10 protein-coding genes and 1 pseudogene are annotated in these 18,032 nt (G+C 55.9%); 5 read left to right on the top strand and 6 right to left on the bottom strand.

All coding sequences use genetic code 11. From position 1 onward, the window contains the following. Window positions 1-394: 394 nt before the first annotated feature. Both POG22_RS19380 and POG22_RS19375 read right to left on the bottom strand, forming a co-directional pair. Window positions 395-868, bottom strand: coding sequence for a TOBE domain-containing protein (locus POG22_RS19380; protein WP_498906852.1), 474 nt, complete (start codon window positions 866-868; stop codon window positions 395-397). Window positions 869-1,015: 147 nt separating this feature from the next. Continuing rightward, window positions 1,016-1,591 (bottom strand): annotated as a pseudogene (locus POG22_RS19375) (ABC transporter ATP-binding protein); the annotation flags it as partial. Between the two features lie 134 nt (window positions 1,592-1,725). Between POG22_RS19375 and POG22_RS19370 the strand changes: the two are divergent. The 3 genes from POG22_RS19370 to POG22_RS19360 all read left to right on the top strand — a co-directional run bounded on the left by POG22_RS19370 (window position 1,726) and on the right by POG22_RS19360 (window position 6,470). Further along, window positions 1,726-3,327 carry a B12-binding domain-containing radical SAM protein gene (locus tag POG22_RS19370; RefSeq protein WP_498906850.1) on the top strand — a complete coding sequence of 534 codons (1,602 nt, stop codon included), beginning with the start codon at window positions 1,726-1,728 and terminating at the stop codon, window positions 3,325-3,327. A 70-nt stretch (window positions 3,328-3,397) separates the two neighbouring features. Further along, window positions 3,398-3,799: a glycine cleavage system protein GcvH gene (gene gcvH / locus POG22_RS19365; protein WP_063716553.1), complete on the top strand. Its 402-nt coding sequence runs from the start codon at window positions 3,398-3,400 to the stop codon at window positions 3,797-3,799. 88 nt (window positions 3,800-3,887) lie between these two features. Then, window positions 3,888-6,470, top strand: a complete 2,583-nt coding sequence (locus tag POG22_RS19360; RefSeq protein WP_498906849.1) for a two-partner secretion domain-containing protein — start codon at window positions 3,888-3,890, stop codon at window positions 6,468-6,470. A 38-nt stretch (window positions 6,471-6,508) separates the two neighbouring features. Here POG22_RS19360 and POG22_RS19355 read toward each other — a convergent pair whose 3' ends face one another. Continuing rightward, window positions 6,509-6,934, bottom strand: a complete 426-nt coding sequence (locus tag POG22_RS19355; RefSeq protein ID WP_063716551.1) for a hypothetical protein — start codon at window positions 6,932-6,934, stop codon at window positions 6,509-6,511. A 16-nt stretch (window positions 6,935-6,950) separates the two neighbouring features. On the opposite strand from POG22_RS19355, the gene POG22_RS19350 reads away from it, so the two are divergent. Then, window positions 6,951-7,493 (top strand): hypothetical protein, encoded by a 543-nt coding sequence (locus POG22_RS19350; protein ID WP_498906851.1) that lies wholly within the window; start codon window positions 6,951-6,953, stop codon window positions 7,491-7,493. Window positions 7,494-7,627: 134 nt separating this feature from the next. Here the strand turns inward: POG22_RS19350 and POG22_RS19345 are convergent, their stop codons facing one another. From POG22_RS19345 to POG22_RS19335, 3 genes are all read right to left on the bottom strand, one after another. Then, a complete protein-coding gene (locus POG22_RS19345) occupies window positions 7,628-8,524 on the bottom strand; it encodes a carbohydrate ABC transporter permease (protein ID WP_063716550.1) in 897 nt (298 codons plus the stop codon). 333 nt (window positions 8,525-8,857) lie between these two features. Then, window positions 8,858-9,778, bottom strand: a complete 921-nt coding sequence (locus POG22_RS19340) for a succinate--CoA ligase subunit alpha (protein ID WP_498906848.1) — start codon at window positions 9,776-9,778, stop codon at window positions 8,858-8,860. 147 nt (window positions 9,779-9,925) lie between these two features. Further along, window positions 9,926-11,065 carry an ATP-grasp domain-containing protein gene (locus POG22_RS19335; RefSeq protein WP_498906847.1) on the bottom strand — a complete coding sequence of 380 codons (1,140 nt, stop codon included), beginning with the start codon at window positions 11,063-11,065 and terminating at the stop codon, window positions 9,926-9,928. 327 nt (window positions 11,066-11,392) lie between these two features. On the opposite strand from POG22_RS19335, the gene POG22_RS19330 reads away from it, so the two are divergent. Beyond that, window positions 11,393-17,443: a translocation/assembly module TamB domain-containing protein gene (locus POG22_RS19330; protein ID WP_498906846.1), complete on the top strand. Its 6,051-nt coding sequence runs from the start codon at window positions 11,393-11,395 to the stop codon at window positions 17,441-17,443. The last annotated feature ends 589 nt before the right edge of the window (window positions 17,444-18,032 follow it).

Here is an 18,032-nt window from a genome sequence, read left to right as displayed (position 1 = left end):
ATGTCAGCCACCGCTTTGAGATGTTCTTGTAGCTTTTCTCGTTCTTCGGAGTTTAAGTTCATTTTGAAATTTTTTAGATATATCTACTCATATTATTTTACCATGATTTTTGTGTTTTTACGAAAGTGAGATGCACCCATCCTGTTCGTGCTAATTTGGTGAAACATCCGCAAGATTGGATATTTTCAAGCTATCGAGATTATGTTGGCTTGCGAAGGGGAACGTTGCCGAAGCCAGATGTGGTTTTGTCGCAGTTTTCGGGACGAGAGGATTATCGTCAGTTTGTTGAGAGTGAAGTGGACGAACGGATAATTCAACGTTTGATTTTGGAGTGAGGGCGAGATCCCCGGCATCTCCAAGATGCCGGGGATCTGAACACATAATATAAATTCAACTAAACCCATCCAATCGTCCTTTCAGTCTGCATATCGAACAACTGCACCCGTTCGGGATCGATCGCCAGCCAAATCACATCCCCCAACGCCACCCGTCGATCGCCGGGAAGTCTCGCCTGTACCGACAACGACGGATCGTCCACCGAACTCCCGATAACATAGGTTTCGCTACCCAACGTCTCCAGGCGATCGATCCGCAATTGTAAATTTTTCGCCGCTGCTGCACTCAAACTCAAGTGTTCCGGACGCACCCCCAGCCACACCGACTGTCCGTCGTAGTGGCGCAACCACTTCTCCCAACTCCCAGGAAGCGTCAAGCGAAACTGCGAACTGACCAACTTCAAAGAATCCTTCACCCGAACCGAAATGAAATTCGTCGTCGGCGACCCCAAAAACTCCGCCACAAAGCGGTTTGCAGGGCGTTCGTACAGTTCCAGCGGCGCACCCACTTGCTGGAGTTGTCCGGCGTTCATCACCGCAATGCGATCGCCCATCGTCATCGCTTCAACGCGATCGTGCGTCACGTAAACCGTCGTCGTTCCCAACTGACGCTGCAATTCCACCAGTTGACCCCGCGTCTCGGAACGCAACTTCGCATCCAAATTACTCAACGGCTCGTCCATTAAGAATACCGCCGGATCGCGGGAGATCGCCCGTCCCAACGCCACCCGCTGCTTCTGTCCCCCCGACAGTTCCTTGGGAAGGCGATCGCGCAACATCTCGATTTGCAACATTTGCGCCACCTGCTGCACCCGTTCGGCGATTTCCCGTTCCCGAGGCGTCACGTAGCGCAGCGGTTTCGGGAATTTCCGCGTTGCAGACACCGCCAAACTCTCCCACGGCGGCGGTTTGCGGCGTCCCATACGGCGCAAGCCAAAGGCTAAATTCTCGTACACCGTGAGATGGGGATAGAGGGCGTAACTCTGAAATACCATCGCCACATCGCGGCGTTTTGGCGGAAGATCGTTCGCGAGGCGATCGCCGATGTAAATTTTTCCCGCCGTCAGGGATTCCAACCCCGCAATCAGCCGCAACAGCGTACTTTTCCCGCATCCCGACGGTCCCACGAGAACCAAAAACTCGCCGTCGCGAACCGTCAAATCGATATCGCGCAACACCGACACCCCCGCTTCCTCCGAGGCGTCGCCTCGCTGGGGAAATCGCTTGTAGACCTTTTCTAAGACAACTTCAGCCATCGACGGTTGCACGGAAATTCACCGATCTACTGTACGGCCGAATCCGCAATTTTTTGTAAGTGTTATAGTTCAACAAAGTTTGACACGCCGTCTGACGGCAATGCTGTCACGCACGGGAGAGCAAAAGGTTGACGATGCGCGTTCTGTTACTGTATCCCAAGTTTCCTAAAAGCTTTTGGTCTTTCGAGAAAACCCTCGAACTCATCGGCCGCAAAGCCATGTTACCGCCGTTGGGACTCGTCACCGTCGCGGCGATTTTACCGCAAGAGTGGGAATTCAAACTGGTCGATCGCAACGTGGGCGATGTCACCGAAGACGATTGGAACTGGGCGGATTTGGTGTTGATGTCGGCGATGATCGTCCAGAAAGACGATATGCTAGCGCAGGTGCAGCAAGCCAAACGTCGCGGAAAAGCTGTCGCCGTGGGCGGCCCCTATCCCACCGCGTTACCCGAGGATTTAAAAGCCGTCGAGACAGACTTTCTCATTCTCGACGAAGGGGAAATTACCTTACCGATGTTCGTCGAGGCGATCGCCCGTGGCGAAACCAGCGGCGTATTTCGATCGAACGGCGAAAAACCCGACGTTACGGTAACCCCAGTTCCCCGCTTCGATCTCCTCGACTTCGACGCCTACGCCGAAATGTCGGTGCAATTTTCCCGAGGCTGTCCCTTCCAATGCGAGTTTTGCGACATTATCGTCCTCTACGGACGCAAACCGCGCACCAAAAGCCCCGAACAGTTTCTCGCCGAACTCGATCGCCTCTACGAATTGGGGTGGCGTCGCAGCATCTTCCTGGTAGACGACAACTTCATCGGAAACAAACGCAACGTCAAACTGCTGCTGAAAGCCATACAACCCTGGATGGTGGAACACAACTATCCCTTCTCCTTCGCCACCGAAGCCTCCGTCGATTTGGCCAAAGACCAAGAATTGATGGATATGATGGTAGCCTGTAACTTCGGATCGGTGTTTTTGGGCATCGAAACCCCCGACGCCGACAGCCTCGCCACCACCAAGAAATATCAAAACACCCGCGATCCTCTCAGCGACGCCGTAATTCAAATTGCGAAATCCGGCTTGCGCGTCATGGCGGGATTCATCATCGGCTTCGACGGCGAAAAAGCCGGGGCGGGCGATCGCATCGTGGAATTCGTCGAAAAAACCGCCATTCCCACCGCCTTATTCAGTATGCTGCAAGCCCTTCCCGATACGGCGTTGTGGCATCGTTTAGAAAAAGAAGGACGCCTGCGGGAGAAAAACGCCAACATCAACCAAACCACGTTGATGAACTTCGTCCCCACCCGTCCGTTAGAAGACATCGCCCACGAGTATATCGACGCCTTCTGGCGATTGTACGACCCGGCGGCGTTTCTCGATCGCACCTATCGCCATTTCCGCTTCCTCGGTGAAGCCACCTATCCCCACAAAGGGAAAGCCACCCAGAAAAACACCTCTTGGGTGGTCGTTCGGGCGTTACTGACGATCGCCTGGCGTCAAGGAATCCTGCGAAAAACCCGGTTTCAGTTTTGGCGCAACCTCTGGCTGATGTACCGCCACAACCGAGGCGGAATCAGCAGTTACCTCTCCGTTTGCGCCCAAGCCGAACACTTTTTAGAGTACCGCCAAATCGTCAAAGACCAAATCGAGGCGCAATTGGCGGTGTACCTGGCGCAGAAACAGTCTGAAGACGCCACGCCTACAACCGAGACGCCACAGCCAGAACTGGTGCGTTAAGCCGTCAGAGGCGTTCCGTCTAGCAGGAAATTCCAGTATATTGATAGCGACCCCACTGCTAGACAGTCTTATGGCATTAGAATATCCCGAGGATCTCAGATATCTGGACTCTCACGAGTACGTTCGCCTCGACGGAGAAATCGCCACGATCGGTATTAGCGCCTTCGCTCTCGATGAGTTGGGCGATATCGTGTTCTTGGAATTACCGGACGTGGGCGATACTGTCGAAAAAGGAGAAACCTTCGGTTCGATCGAATCGGTGAAAGCTGTCGAAGACCTGTACGCCCCGATTTCTGGAACCGTCACCGATCGCAACGAAGAAGCGATCGAATCTCCCGAACAACTGTCTGAAGATCCTTACGGGGAAGGCTGGTTGTTAAAGGTGCGTCTCGACAACCCCGACGACGAATTAGAGGAAACCCTCACCGCTGAAGAGTATCGCGCCCAGGTGGAAGGGGACGAAGAGGATTAGAGGGGGAGTAAGGGAGAGGGGGAGAGGGGGAGAGGGGGAGAGATCCTATGACCTCATCTCCCTGAAACACTACTTCTGGTATCGGTTTATGAGAGTTCGCCGCACTTTTAGGCCGTCGAACACGGTTTCTCTTCTCGCCCTCGTTTTGGGGGTGTTGTCCGAACCCAGTGCGGCGCAAATCGTTCCCGATGCTTCTCTTCCCGTTCCTTCCACCGTTGAAATCGATAACCGCCTCTATCGCATTACGGGGGGAACGACGGCGGGACACAATCTGTTTCACAGCTTTTCTCAGTTCGATTTAGAAACGGGGGCGATCGCCCAGTTCGAGAATTCCGCCGCGATCGCCAACATTATTACGCGGGTAACGGGGGACGCGCCCTCGTTTATCGACGGAACTCTTCGCGCCAACGGCGTCGCAAACCTCTATCTCCTCAATCGTAACGGGCTGACCCTCGGCGATAACGCCCGTCTCGATATCGGTGGGTCGTTTTTCGGGACGACGGGCGATCGCCTGCTGTTCTCCGACGGTTCCAGTTTTCCCAGTATTCTCGAAGACAATCCGCCCCTGCTGTCGGTGTCCGTTCCCCTGGGAGTGCAGATGGGGCCGAATTCTGGCAATATCGCCGTCACAGGAAGCGGTCACAACCTCTCTTTCGCCGACGACTTTTCCACCGTCCGCGACGATCGCGCCCTAGGATTTGCGGTGTCTCCCGGTGCGACGCTACAACTGATCGGCGGTGACATCGCCATGACTGGGGGGAATCTCACCGCCGCTAACGGGTCGATTTCTCTGGTGTCTCTGAAGGGGGGAACTTGGAATTTCGACGAAAATTCGGTTTCTGCTGCAACTGGGGGCGAGATTCGTCTGTCGGCGGCGTCTTCGGTGGATGTCAGCGGGAACGGTGGCGGACATTTGACGGTTATCGGCCGCAATCTGTTTTTAGCGGACGGTTCGACGCTGTTGGCGGATACTCTAGGAGACGCACCGGGAGACGGGATCGAAATTCGTACCACGGCGTTGGTGGACGTGCGGGGAATCGCCCCAGGAGAAGATTTTTTTGCGAGTGGTTTTTTCGCGGCGGTGGGGCCGGGGGCGAGTGGGGACGGCGGAAACGTTTTCATCGAAAGCGATCGCTTGGTGGTGGAAGAGGGATCGATCGTCGGGGCGGATACCTTCGGGGCGGGAAATGCAGGAACCTTTACGGTTCGGGCGAGGGAAATCGAAACCCGCGATAGTAGTTGGTCGGGGTCGAGTTTCGCCCCAGCGACGGGAAACGGCGGACGCATCGAGTTGGACGCCGATCGCATTCTCATCGCGGACGGGGCGCAAATTCTCTCGTTTACTCTTGGGGGTGGCGATGCGGGGAGTATTGCGGTGCGATCGAACGTTTTGGAAGTGCGCGGCGTCAACGCGGGAACCTTCAACAGCGTCATCGTCACGACCTCGGAAGCCGGAAGTACGGGACGCGGCGGAACGATAACCGTCGATACGGGAATTTTGCGTTTGGCGGAGGGGGGCGCAATTTCCACGGGAACGGGAGGCGACGCGATAACCAGTGCTGCGGGAACCCTGACGGTGCGGGCGACAGAGGCGATCGAACTCATCGGAACCGACGAAAACGGCGTTCCCGCAACCCTCTCCACCACCACCTTTAGCGACGCACCGGGGGCAGATTTGTTCGTGGAAACGCCCCGATTGGTGGCGCGAGACGGCGGACAGGTGAGTGCGGGAACCTTCAGCGGCGGCGACGGGGGACGGGTGGTGTTGAACGTCTCGGAGATGGAGTTAAGCGGTTCCACGGCGGCGGTGGAAGTGCGAAACCGCGATTTTTTCGTGAACGAGTCGCAAACCCGCTTTCCCAGCGGTGTATTTAGCAGTTCGGAAGGGGGCGGTGCGGCGGGAGATTTGCTCGTCAACGGCGATCGCATCCTCGTGCGCGACGGGGCGGAACTGACGGTCAGCAGTAGCGATCGCGGTGAGGCGGGATCTTTGGCGATCGACACCTCCCGTTTGACTCTAGAATCCGGGGGACGCATTCGCGGCGACAGTGCGTCGGGGGCGGGAAGTTTGCGTTTGAACTTGGCGGATCTGCGGCTGTTTGGGGGAAGTCGCATTTCCACTAACGCCCGAGGAACGGAACCGGGGGGAAATATCGCGATCGACACCGAGACGTTGGTGGCGTTGGACGACAGCGACATTACCGCTAACGCCCTCAACAGCTTCGGCGGACGCATTCAAATCGAGGCGGCTGGGGTGTTCGGAACGGCGTTTCGATCGCAACTTACTCCAGAAAGCGATATTACTGCAACCTCGGCGTTAGGGTCGTCTTTTAGCGGTGTGGTGGAGTTGCGAGAACCGGAGGTGGAGACCAATTCGCCGTTGGTGGAACTCTCGTCAGAAGTCGTGGATTTGTCCGGGTTGGTGGCCGATGGCTGTTCGGCGTTGCGATCGGGGAGTCGGTTTGTGGTTACGGGACGGGGCGGACTGTCGCGGGAAACGCCCGATCGCGTGACGGTGGGCGGGTTTTCTCGCTGGGAACCCAAGCCGTTGGGGGAAACAACTGAAGCGGAGAAGTCACGGGAAGAAGAGCGATCGCCCCTGCAAGAAGCGACGGGATGGGTGACACACGCCGACGGACGAGTTCAATTGATAATCGACCGTGCTAGGTAATATTTTAAATCTTACTTAATTTAATGAATCTTCCCAATTTAGTAGTTTTCGGGAGCGATCAGGTAGGTTTTCCAGGTCGGTTCGGATTCGTTTTTACTTCTAAAATACCGCGCCAAACGCCAAGTTTTCCCTTCTTTTTGTCCTTGAATATATAAGTCGAACGGCTGTTTTTTACGAGTTTTCCGTCCCGTGGGCAAATCTACAATTAAATTGTAAGTTCCCTTGAGGTGATAAGCGGGCAAGTCTTGAATTGTGAGAGGTTCGTTAAAATCCACTGACACGCGATCGACCGACCAATCGGGCGTTTGCGAGAGTTTGAGTTGTGAAGCGAGGTGTTCTTGATTTTGCTGAAATTGCAGTAAAATCGCCCGTTCGATAAGGTCGCGATCGAACAACACTGGCACCGACGAACAGGCCGCCAAAAGCCAAACTAAAATAACAAACAGTACCCCGATACGAGGCATTCGTAGAACTGTGGAACTGGGAAACCTCAAACTCGGCAAATATCTAACCCTCCACGATGTTTGTACCTGTACGCAAACTTACCATAAATACCGCGATCGCATCGATCCGTTTCCGAAAAACCCGGATGAAACCCTTCCGGCGTTGTACCGTCTCGTCGAGGAGATTGTCGATCCTGTTATCGACGAATTCGGTCGCGATCGCTTCGGGTTAACTTACGGCTTTTGCTCTGCCGATCTCAAACGATATCTCGAACGCAAAGATCCCGCAACTGGCCGCCGTCACGGCCGCGTTGCACCCAACCTCGACCAACACATGGCATTTGAGAAGAATACCAAAGGCAATTATTACTGTAAACGACCGGGGGCGGCTTGTGATTTTTATATTGTTAATTTAGCCAGCGATCGCCTTGTCGATTGGATTTGCGATCGCGAACTTCCCTTCGATTCTTTATATTATTACGGGAGCGATCGCCCCATTCACATCAGTTACGGCGACGAACACAAACGCGCCCTATGGACGTTCGACGCAGGCGGAAGACCGAGGAAAATGAAGAGATGATGATGAGGAGAGGCGTAGGGTGTGTGACGCGGCCGAAAAATGTTGGTCGAAGTCAGGTCAATAGAATATTACCGCGTCACGCACCGCCCCAACGGGGAGATGATGTGACGATCTGATGATGTGATAAAAAATTATCAATTATCCTCGCTGGTCAATTTCAACTGCAAATACACCAAAACTAACACCACCATTAACAACAACGTTGCAGCAGCGGCGGCGTATCCCAAATCGAATAAGGCGAAGGCTTGTTCGTAAATGTAATACACCAAGATATTCGTGGAATTGAGCGGTCCGCCTCCGGTGATGACGTACACTTGCTCGAAACTGCGAAGTGTAAAAATAGTGGTGGTGACGATGACGAAAACCAACGTGGGGCGCAAACCGGGAATCGTGACGTGCCAGAATTGTTGTAACGGCGTCGCTCCGTCCAATTCTGCCGCTTCGTAACGGGATTGGGGAATCGTTTGCAATCCCGCCAGAAACAACACCAGATTGAAACCCAGTTGTTTCCAGATACTCAGTAAAATTAACACGGGCATCGCCCACACGGGACTTCCCAACCAGGGAATCGCATCGATTCCAAAGATTTCGAGAAAGTGGTTGACGGGGCCGTCGGTTTGAAACAGCCAACGCCACCCCAAACCCACCGCGACAGTGGAGGTAATCGAGGGGATAAAATAGGCACTTCGCAGGAAGCCGCGAAAGGTTTGAATGCGATCGAGCAAGGCCGCCAATCCCAGAGGGATCGCAATGCTGGGAACCACGGTGGCGACGGAGAAATAGAGTGTATTTCCGACAACTTGCCAGAAATCGGGAGAGACGAGCGATCGCCAGTAATTCTGAAGTCCCACCCATCGCGTTCCAGTTTGGGTAAAACTCCCTGTCGTAAAGCTGAGATAGACGAGATAGCCGATCGGTCCGATAACGAACGCCAACAGCAACAGTAACGCCGGTGCCAGAAACGTCCAAGCGGCGACGGTATCGTTATCGAGCCAGCGAAACCCTTTCGACGCAGCGTTTCGATCGTTCATCCCATCATCTCCCCATCTCATCATCTTCCGGTTGGGGGCGGTGCGTGACGCGGTAACATCTCATCGTTCTGACTTCGTTCCACATTTTTCGGCCGCGTCACGGCACCCTACGACTCATCATCTCCCCATCTTCCGGTTGGGGGCGGTGCGTGACGCGGTAACATCTCATCGTTCTGACTTCGTCCCACATTTTTCGGCCGCGTCACGGCACCCTACGACTCCTCATCATCTCATCATCTTCCGGTTGGGGGCGGTGCGTGACGCGGTAACATCTCATCGTTCTGACTTCGTCCCACATTTTTCGGCCGCGTCACGGCACCCTACGACTCCTCATCATTTCTTCTTCAAAGCCTTCTTCACCAAGGCGGGAATTTCTGAAGGGCGGGTGGCGACGGGAATACCGACCTTTTTAAACGCCTCGATTTTATGTTCGGCGGTACCGATGTCCGTTTCGAGGAGAGCCGTTCCCGTGTACTGTTGCGTTCCGCTGAGGTGGGCGGCGACGATCGCTCCGGCGTGTCCGAGGCGTTTTCCTTTGGGGGCGAAGCGTCCGGCGACGTAGGCGATTGTAGGGGTGTCAATGGCTTCGGCGGCGTATTCGGCGGCGTCTTCTTCCGTGGAACCGCCAATTTCGCCCACGAGGACGATGACTTCCGTGCGATCGTCTTCGTCGAGCATTTGCAGCCACTGGGCGAAGGAGGAACCGAGAATTCCATCTCCGCCGATTCCCACACTGATAGACTGTCCCAACTCAGCTTGTGTGAGGGAGAGGGCGATTTCATAGGTGAGAGTTCCGCTGCGGCTGATAATTCCTACCGAACCGGGGGTGTAGAACTGGGCGGGGTGGGTTCCCAGGAGAATTTGACCGGGAACGATGATGCCGGGACTGGTGGGGCCGACGACGAGAGTGTCAGTAATGTCAGCCTTGCGAACTAAGCGTACCATGTCCATCGGGGGCATTCCTTCGGTGACGATGGCCAGTTTGCGAATGCCTGCGGCGATCGATTCTAAGGCGGCGTCGAGAACGAGGAAGGGTTTGACGAAAATCGCTACGGCGTCGATGGGGCCTTGCTCTTTAACCGCCTCTTCTACCATGTCGTAAATCGGTACGCCGTTCTGAGTTTTACCGCCGTGGCCGGGGGCAACTCCCGCCACGACCTGGGTACCGTATTCTTTCATCAAGACGGTATGGGTGGCGGCCAGGGGTTCGGTGATGCCGTGGATGAGAACTTTGGTGTCGGAAGTGAACCGCATAGGGAGAGGGGGAGAGAGGGAGAGGGGGAGAGGGGGAGAGGGGGAGCAAGGGAGTACATTGGCGGTGCGTGACGGTTTGTTGGTCTCACGTTCGACACCCGATTTTTCAAGTCACGCACCCTACGGGTGACGGGTGACGGGTAACTGTTATTTTTTGGCTTTGACGGCTAGGGCGACAGCTTCGTCGAGATTCTCGAGAACGGTAATGTCGGTGTCGGCGAAGGCTTTTTGGGCGATGTCGCAGTCGCTGCCGATGGGACGGACTATCCAACGATAGGTGCGATCGCTCTGTTTGCGTTCGGACACTTCGATGAGGGTATCGACGATATCTTTACAAGAGGTGACGCCGAGGATGAGGTTGACGAGAACGACGTTGACTCGCGAGGCTTTGGTGACTCGTTCTAAGCCAATTTTGAGGCGTTCTTTGAGGGGAAGTTTGGCTTCTCGCCAACATAATTCGCTGCCGAGGTTCAGGAAGTTGGCGGGTTTGCCTTTGGCTTGACAGACGAGGTCGAGGGTGGACATGGTGAGTCCCGCCCCGTTGCAGACGATGGCGATGTTGCCGTCGAGTGAGACGTATTCGGTGTTGAGAAAGGCAGTTTCTGAAGAGAGTTCTGAATCGAGGTGGCTTTCGTGAACCAATCGAGCGAGGTCTTCGTGACGGCTGAGGGCTTCGTCGTTGACCGTGATTTTCCCGTCGAGTGCCATGACTTCGCCAGTATCGCGAATGCCGAGGGGGTTAATTTCGACGAGGTCGAGGTCTTTCTGCACGAAAAGCTGATACATATTTTCGACGATCGCGCTGACGGCTTCGATCGCTTCTCCTCGCAAGCCCATTTTCAAGGCCAGACGTCGGGCGTAAAAGGGTGAAAAGTCTTCTTTGACAACCACTCGCTGCATGGTGTCGCGATCGAAATTGACTTCGACACCGCCGTAAGGAGAACCGAGGAGAACTGGACGACGCGCCGAGCGATCGAGGAGAATCGCAAGATAAAATTCGCGATCGGCGTTGTATTTGGCTTCGGCTAAGAGAACGTCGGGATATTCTTCCTGAATCGGTAAGTGAAAGATGGCTTGAGCGGCGGCGATCGCGTCGATCGTGTTGGCGGCGAAGCGAACGCCTCCTGCTTTACCGCGTCCGCCAACGCGCACTTGCGATTTCAACACGACGGGATAGGGAATTTTTAACCCCTTCAAATCTTGGGGATGGCGAATTTTTTGAGAGGGCAGTACCGGAATGCCCGTTTCGCGAAATAGCTCTTTGGCTTGATACTCTAGAAGATCCATCGGCGATTGGCGAACACCCACACAACTACCATATCCCGATCTGGCTGTCGGCGCTGAGATCGCGGCTACATTTTCGATCGCATTTGAGACGACCGACAACACGACAGCGAGATCGCTAAGGGATAAACCAGGATAACAAAGGTTCTCCCGAGATGGACAAATTCGATCGAATTGGGTACAGTCAGACGAGACCGTCTTCTACGGGCTTCTAAATGCGTCTACATCGCCCGATCGCGCTCGTTAGTTTGCGATTTTCGGTTCTCTTCATTCCATCGCACCGGCCGCTCTAACAATTAATTCAAGTTTCGATCGTCGAGGGTGTTAGTCATGGCGAATCTTCCCCCGGACTCCCCGCCTGAGTCGGAGTCTCGCACTTCCGATGGCGTGCGCCGCTTCTGGAAACGAGTTACTCGTCCGAAGTCGCTCGCGATCGCGGGTGGAACGGTATTGGTCGTGGGGGGAGTGGGGTATGCCGGATTGCAGGTTTGGGTGCGATCGCAACTGCCTTCACTGCTCGAAACGCAACTGACAAACCTCCTCAACCGCCCAGTAGAAATCGGTGAAGTCGAAGGGTTTTCGTTGGCGGGGATTCGACTCGATGGTTTGACGATTCCCGAAACGGAAGACAACGCCAACCGCGTGAGTGTCGAGGACATTCGGGTGCGGTACGATCTGCTGGCTTTGCTCTCGGGACGGCTTCCCCTCAGTCTCACCCTCGTCGAACCGGACATTTACGCCGAACAAGCGGACGACGGCACCTGGTTGACGCTGGATTTGAACCTTCCCGAACCGCCCGAGGACGAGCGGGAACTTCCCATCGATCCCCAAATTAATCTCCGCATCGACGACGGGATGGTTCGTCTGGTTCCTCGAGGGCAAACGACGCCGTTTGAGGTGGAGTTGTCGGGAACAGCGCAACTGCGGCAAAAGTTACAACTCGCTCGCTACGACGTGAGGGTGGAATTGCCGGACGGGGAGGTGGCCATCGAGGGTCAAACGCAGTTGGAAAGCTTTGAAAGTCGCCTCAGCACGCAGGTTCGGAATTTAGAACTGTCGCAGTTGACGCAGCTTCTTCCCGAGGAGGTTACGGAAACGGTGCGGATCGAGAGCGGAAACGTCAACGCCAATTTACAGATCGAAGTTCCGAGTTTGGAGTGGTTGTTCGACGACGGCGAAACGGAGGAAGACACCGAACCGCAAGATCGATCGTCGGTTCGGTTGGTGTCGTCGCCCTTGCAAACCTTAGACGATCTCGATCCGTCCCGATTGCCTGACATTCGCGGCACGCTGGCGTTAGAGAACTTATCGATCGCCCTCGATCCCTTGGCTCGTCCCCTGACGGCGGAGGGGTTCGTTCGCTTCCAGGGCGATCGCGTGGTGCTGGAGGCGGTCGAGGCGCAGACGGGAACGCTCGCCGTTCGAGCGATGGGGGCGATCGACTGGCAAACGGGCTACGATCTCGAGGTCGTCGTTCTGCCGGTTGCCCTCGATTCCGTTCGGGATTTAGTGACGCTCGATCTGCCCGAACTCCCAGTTTCGGGAACGCTACAAGCCAACCTCGCGGTGACGGGGGCGATCGACGACCCGCAAGCGACGTTAGCGTTGAGTAATACGGAGGCGATCGCGATCGAAGCAACGGTTTTACAAGAGGTGCGGGCGAACCTGTCGGCGAATTTGTCCCGCGTTACCCTCAACGGTTTTCGCGTGACCCCCGCTGCGGGCGGCCGCGTCGTCGCCCGAGGTCAGGTCGATATTCGATCGCTGACTCGAGAAAATTCAGAGGCTCCGGTATCGCTGAACTTCGACCTTCAAACTGAGCTGCCGATCGACGAACTTCTCGCCCCTTACGGACTCCTACCTCCCGAGGTAACGGTGGGGTTGTTGACGGCCGAGGCGGAGGTGGGCGGAACCCTCGACGATCCCCGCGCTCGCTTGGTCTGGGAAACGCCGGAGGCGGCCGTTACCGAGGTGGGGACGGTTTCGACGTTTGGAGAAGTCCAGTTTCGCGACGATCGCCTTCGGCTCGAAACGGCAGAGGTTCGCGCTGGGGGCGGCACGATCGCGGCGACGGGACAGGCCGATCTCGACGCCGGAAACTGGGATGTTGACGTTTCCGCGACTCCCATCGACCTCTCGCCGTTTTTGCCCCTGCCGGTTAACGCCTCGCTGACAGAATTGCGGGCGAACGTCTCGGGAAGACTTGACAATTTTGACCTAAATATGCTATACGGAATCGCCGATATCGGATTGGCGATCGATGGCGGCACGGTCGGCGTCCGGGCCGATGTCGAAAGCGGTAACGTGAATGTCGTCGCAGAGGCGGCAAATATTTCAGCCAACGCGATCGCGGACAGTTTACCGGTGACGGTGGCGTTGCGGGACGGGCGGGCGACGGTGGACAGTTCGATCGACGCGTTGTTGCAGGCAGCGCAAACTCGGGAGTTTGGCGGTATCGACGTGGCGACCGATGCGAACTTGGCGATCGCGGACGGAACGGCGATCGCTCGGGCGCAGGTGAGGGAGGGGAACGTGACGGCGACGGCAGACGTTTCGTCGATTTCCGTCGGGGCGATCGCGGGAAATCTCCCCGTTCCCGTTACGGTGTTGGGGGCGACGGCGCGAGTCGATACCTCGATCGGTGCGGTGTTGGCAGCGGCGGAAACTCAGGATCTCAGCGGTATCGAGTTGGTGGCAGAGGCTGACGTAGCGGTGGCCGACGGGATGGTAGACGCCCGAGTGGGGTTAAGCAACGGGGCGATCGCCACAGTCGCCGACGCGTCCTCGATTTCCATCAGTTCCTATTTTCCCGAAATTCCCGTTCCCCTGGTGCTGTCGAGGGCAACAGCACGGGCGAGCTTGACGGCCGACGAGTTGCTGGCAGCGGCACGAACGCAGGATTTTACGGGGTTGAATCCCGTCGTCGAGGCGAACGCGCAACTGGCCGTCAACGACGGAACGGCCGACGTTGTGGCCAGGGTAGACGGGGGACGCTGGGACGTTGCGACGACGGCGGGACTCACGGTGACCGACGATCTCGTCACGCAGTTGGTGGGGGACAAAATCGTGACGAGTCCTCGGTTTCCCACCCCGTTAACCGCGCGGGCGAATTTGTCCGGGGCGATCGCTCCTCTGTTGCGCCTCGGGGCGGTTCCCGTTCCCGTTAGCGTAGATGGCGTATCGGTGGCATTGGGTGAAGAGTCCTTAAACACCCGAGGAACGCTGCTGTTTACAGATTTGGCGAGTGCGCCCGATCTGGCGGCCGAGTTGGCGATCGATGCCAACTATCAGTCGCGTCGTTTGCCCCTTACCCTACTCATTGCCGATGTCTTCGTGGGAGATACGCTCGATCGCCCCAACGCCGTTAACATCGCCGGACAAGCAGACTTTACCGGACAGTTTCGGGGACGAAATTTAATTCGCGATCCCTTGGCGGCGGGAAGTTTGGATTTGACGGGAAACTTGCAACTGCGCGACTTTGCCGTGAACGCGATCGCCTTTGACGACGTGATGGCGGGTGGCGTGGTGGTACGAACGGGAGAACGAGTGGCCATCGACCTTCGAGGAAGCCGCGATCGCATCGCCGCAAGTTTCGCCCCTTGCACCCGAGGAAACGCCTGTTTGTTGCCCTATCTCCCGACGGCGTTGGCAATCCGCCAGGGCGAAGAGACCGCCACACCGTTGTTAGCCATCGGCGATCGCGAGGGGGACGTGTTCGACCTGCGCCTGCAAAACTTCGATTTAGCCCTGCTGAACGTGGTACCGGGGCAACCCTTGGGCATTGAAGGAGATGTGGACGGACAGGTGACGGCGGCGATTTCAGCCAATTTGTTTACGTTGGAATCTCGAGGAAACGTCGCGATCGCCGATCCGGGTGTCGGCTATATTCGAGCGGAGGCAGCGATCGCCGACTTCGGATATACCAACGGTATCGCCCGAATCGACGACGCGTTATTGCAACTCGGCGACACCCGCTTTATCCTCAACGCTCGTACCGATGTGGATTTAGTCGCTTTGGTGCGGGGACAGGTCACTCCAGCGCAGTTGAACCAAGCCCCAGTCAACGCCGAGTTAACGGTAGACGAAGGACGAGTGGGGGATTTGCTGTCCACCGTCGCCTGGTACGAAATCGAGGAAATCGTGGCGCGAGGTTTGGCCTCCCCCAGTTTGAATCCCGAAGACTTACAAGCCGACCCGGTGGGAATTCCCGATCGCGGTTTGTTCGAGCAGTTGAGCGTTTTTAATAAAATTAGCGAGTTGGTGGAAGAACGGGCGGCCGCCCTGCGACAACCCGCCCCCCCTAGTCTGGCCGACGTGCGAGGCACTTACGACGCTCGAGTCACGGTAGGCGGAACTCTGGGAAATCCCGACGTAAACGCCGCTTTGGAGGCGCGAGATTGGACGTGGCAAGCACGACCGTCTTTTCCCGCCCTCAGTCCCGTTCTAGGATTTTTTATCGAAGACGCGCCGATTATCGAAATCGACGAAATTCTCGTTCGTGCCAACTATCGTAACGAAGTGCTGACGGTGGAAACGGCGCAGGTCGAACTTGACGGGGCGCGAGCGTCTTTGGTGGGAGAACTCTCTCCCACGACGGCTTCGGGAACGGTCGAACTCGTCGATTTAAATTTGAATACGGTGCGTGATTTTGTCGAGTTTCCGATCGATCTCGAGGGGATGGCGAACGCCCAGGCCGAAATTGGCGGTACGTTACAAAACCCCGCGATCGCCGGTCGGGTATCCTTAGACTCGCCGACCCTCAACGGCCGTCCTGTCGATACGTTGGCTGGAGAATTCCGTTACGATAACGACCTGTTCGAGTTTGCCACCCTCGCCCCCACCTGGACGCGGATCTCGGCGCGGGTTCCCTACCCCTGGACGGAAGATAACGCGGTGGCGCAGGTACGCTTGGCGATCGACACGCCGGGATTCGAGTTACTCGAGGCGTTGAGTAACGGACAGGTCGTCTGGACGGAGGGTGAGGGATCGGTACAGTTGGCGGCGTCGCTGGATTTGGTGGAGGTGACGTCGGGGGATTTCGATCGCATTTTGCAGGCGTTGTCCGCCGATGGCGAGGTGGTTCTCGAGGACGCCACGGTACGCGCCGCTGCTTTACCTCAAGCCCCCGCGCAAATTGACGGCCGCGTTCTCATCACGCAAGAGCGAGTGGCGATCGATAATTTAATTGCCAAAGTCGCCGACGGAACGTTTTCGCTCTCGGGAGCGTTACCGTTTTTAGTTCCCGAGATGGACTCGGAAAATCCCTTGACGCTGAAGGTGGACAACGGCAACATCGAGCTAGCGGGGCTGTACGATGGCTTATTAGATGGATTCGTCTCGGTTCGCGGCACGGCGTTAACCCCCGTAGTGACGGGAGAAATCGCACTCTCGGAGGGGCGCGTATCGGTACCGACTGGGGGCGTCGTCGAAGGGGCGATTCCCGTGTCCGCCCAGTGGACGGTACGGGAAGAATCCGCACCGCCGCCGGTGATTCCAATTCTCGATAACGTTCGGGTCGTGTTGGGGGAAGACTTCCGCATTCAGAACCCGCTTCCGCAGTTTAATTTTCGGGTGTCGGGAGATTTGACGGTTAACGGGGCTGTCGATGGGAATTTGGAGAATTTGCGACCCGAAGGTACGATAAGCGTCGATCGCGGACAGATCGATCTGTTTAGTAGTTTGTTCTTCGTCGCCCCCGGACGACCGCAAACGGTGACGTTCGTTCCCGAACGGGGACTTCTCGATCCTTTGTTGGATTTGCAGGTTTCGACGCTGGTGTACGAGGAACGGCGCAACCCCCTACTCGATCGCGATCGCGATGGAAACGAAGTTCCCGATACGACGGTTCTTCCCAACCGCCAATCGCAACAAACGTTGGTGAGCGTTTCGATCGAGGCGAGCGCCCAGGAGCTTTTGAAAGCCGTGTTGTCGAGCGAAGCCGCAGATATTTCGGCGTTTGAAAACTCGCAGTTGTTGCAAACGGTGCAGTTAACAAGCGTTCCCGAACGTAGCGAACGGGAGTTAGTGTCGTTGTTGGGGGGTCAGGTTCTCACCACGATCGACCAAATTTCTAAGTTGCGCGGGACGGAGTTTTTTGAGTTTGCCTTTTTGCGGTTTGTCGTAGAACCGACGCTGACGGAGGTGTTATTGGATATCGATCGCACCGCCAACCGTCTCGGACAGGCGATCGGACTCGATCGCCTCAGTGTCTTTCCGCCGGGACAAATTGAAGCGATTTACGAGTTAAACGAAAATTCGCTCTTGGGGTTAACTTACAGTTACGGCTCGAGCGGATTGTTATTGCAAGGTACGGGCAATTTGGAAACGGATAATATTCCCGGTTTTAATTTTGTAGAATTGCGTTATGAATTTCGCTTTTAGCCGGTTGCACCATCCATGTGTAGGGTGGGCAATGCCCACCGACCTCTACATTTAGTTTGGGTAAGAAGTCCAGTCTGGGTAGGTTGGACTTCGGCTTCACTCAGTCCACGGGTGGAACGGAGTGGAATCCAACAGCCACTCGCTCGAGTAGGTCATACTCCATCCTTTTCTGATAATCTAGGTTTCAAGAAGTCTTCACCACATCCCTCCTTAGCCGCCTCTCCTTTGGGGGGTTGGGGAAATAAAAAGACTTGTCAGGTTGGGCAAAACCAGTGTTTGAGTCCTCGACTCCGCTCGGACTCAACGCTGAGCGGAGTCGAAGCGTTGAAATTCGGATTCCGTATCAGCTTGTATCCGATGAATTTACATTTTTGAGATGCACCCATCTTGCGCTTTTTTTATTCCAAAAATTCGGAAATATTTTTCTAGTCCAGCTTCTGGCTTTACTCAGGGCTTGCTGAACAAAACTGAAATGTAGACCCAGTAAGGATTTTGGGACTTTTTTTCAGAAAATGGTGCAAGGTTTTCCGATCGAGAAGCTCAAAAACCTTGGATTTTCGTCGGCGATTACCGATTCAATTGGGAAGCT

This window comes from Geitlerinema sp. CS-897, from assembly GCF_028368005.1.
Taxonomy (GTDB): Bacteria; Cyanobacteriota; Cyanobacteriia; order Cyanobacteriales; family Geitlerinemataceae; genus Baaleninema; species Baaleninema simplex.
This window is presented reverse-complemented; position numbering and strand designations above follow the sequence as displayed.

Coding starts and splice junctions, on each gene's coding strand:
- POG22_RS19380 (WP_498906852.1), bottom strand. CDS start 868: ATGAACGCCGGACAACTCCAGCAAGTGGGTGCGCCGCTGGAACTGTAC.
- POG22_RS19370 (WP_498906850.1), top strand. CDS start 1,726: ATGCGCGTTCTGTTACTGTATCCCAAGTTTCCTAAAAGCTTTTGGTCT.
- gcvH (WP_063716553.1), top strand. CDS start 3,398: ATGGCATTAGAATATCCCGAGGATCTCAGATATCTGGACTCTCACGAG.
- POG22_RS19360 (WP_498906849.1), top strand. CDS start 3,888: ATGAGAGTTCGCCGCACTTTTAGGCCGTCGAACACGGTTTCTCTTCTC.
- POG22_RS19355 (WP_063716551.1), bottom strand. CDS start 6,934: ATGCCTCGTATCGGGGTACTGTTTGTTATTTTAGTTTGGCTTTTGGCG.
- POG22_RS19345 (WP_063716550.1), bottom strand. CDS start 8,524: ATGAACGATCGAAACGCTGCGTCGAAAGGGTTTCGCTGGCTCGATAAC.
- POG22_RS19340 (WP_498906848.1), bottom strand. CDS start 9,778: ATGCGGTTCACTTCCGACACCAAAGTTCTCATCCACGGCATCACCGAA.
- POG22_RS19335 (WP_498906847.1), bottom strand. CDS start 11,065: ATGGATCTTCTAGAGTATCAAGCCAAAGAGCTATTTCGCGAAACGGGC.
- POG22_RS19330 (WP_498906846.1), top strand. CDS start 11,393: ATGGCGAATCTTCCCCCGGACTCCCCGCCTGAGTCGGAGTCTCGCACT.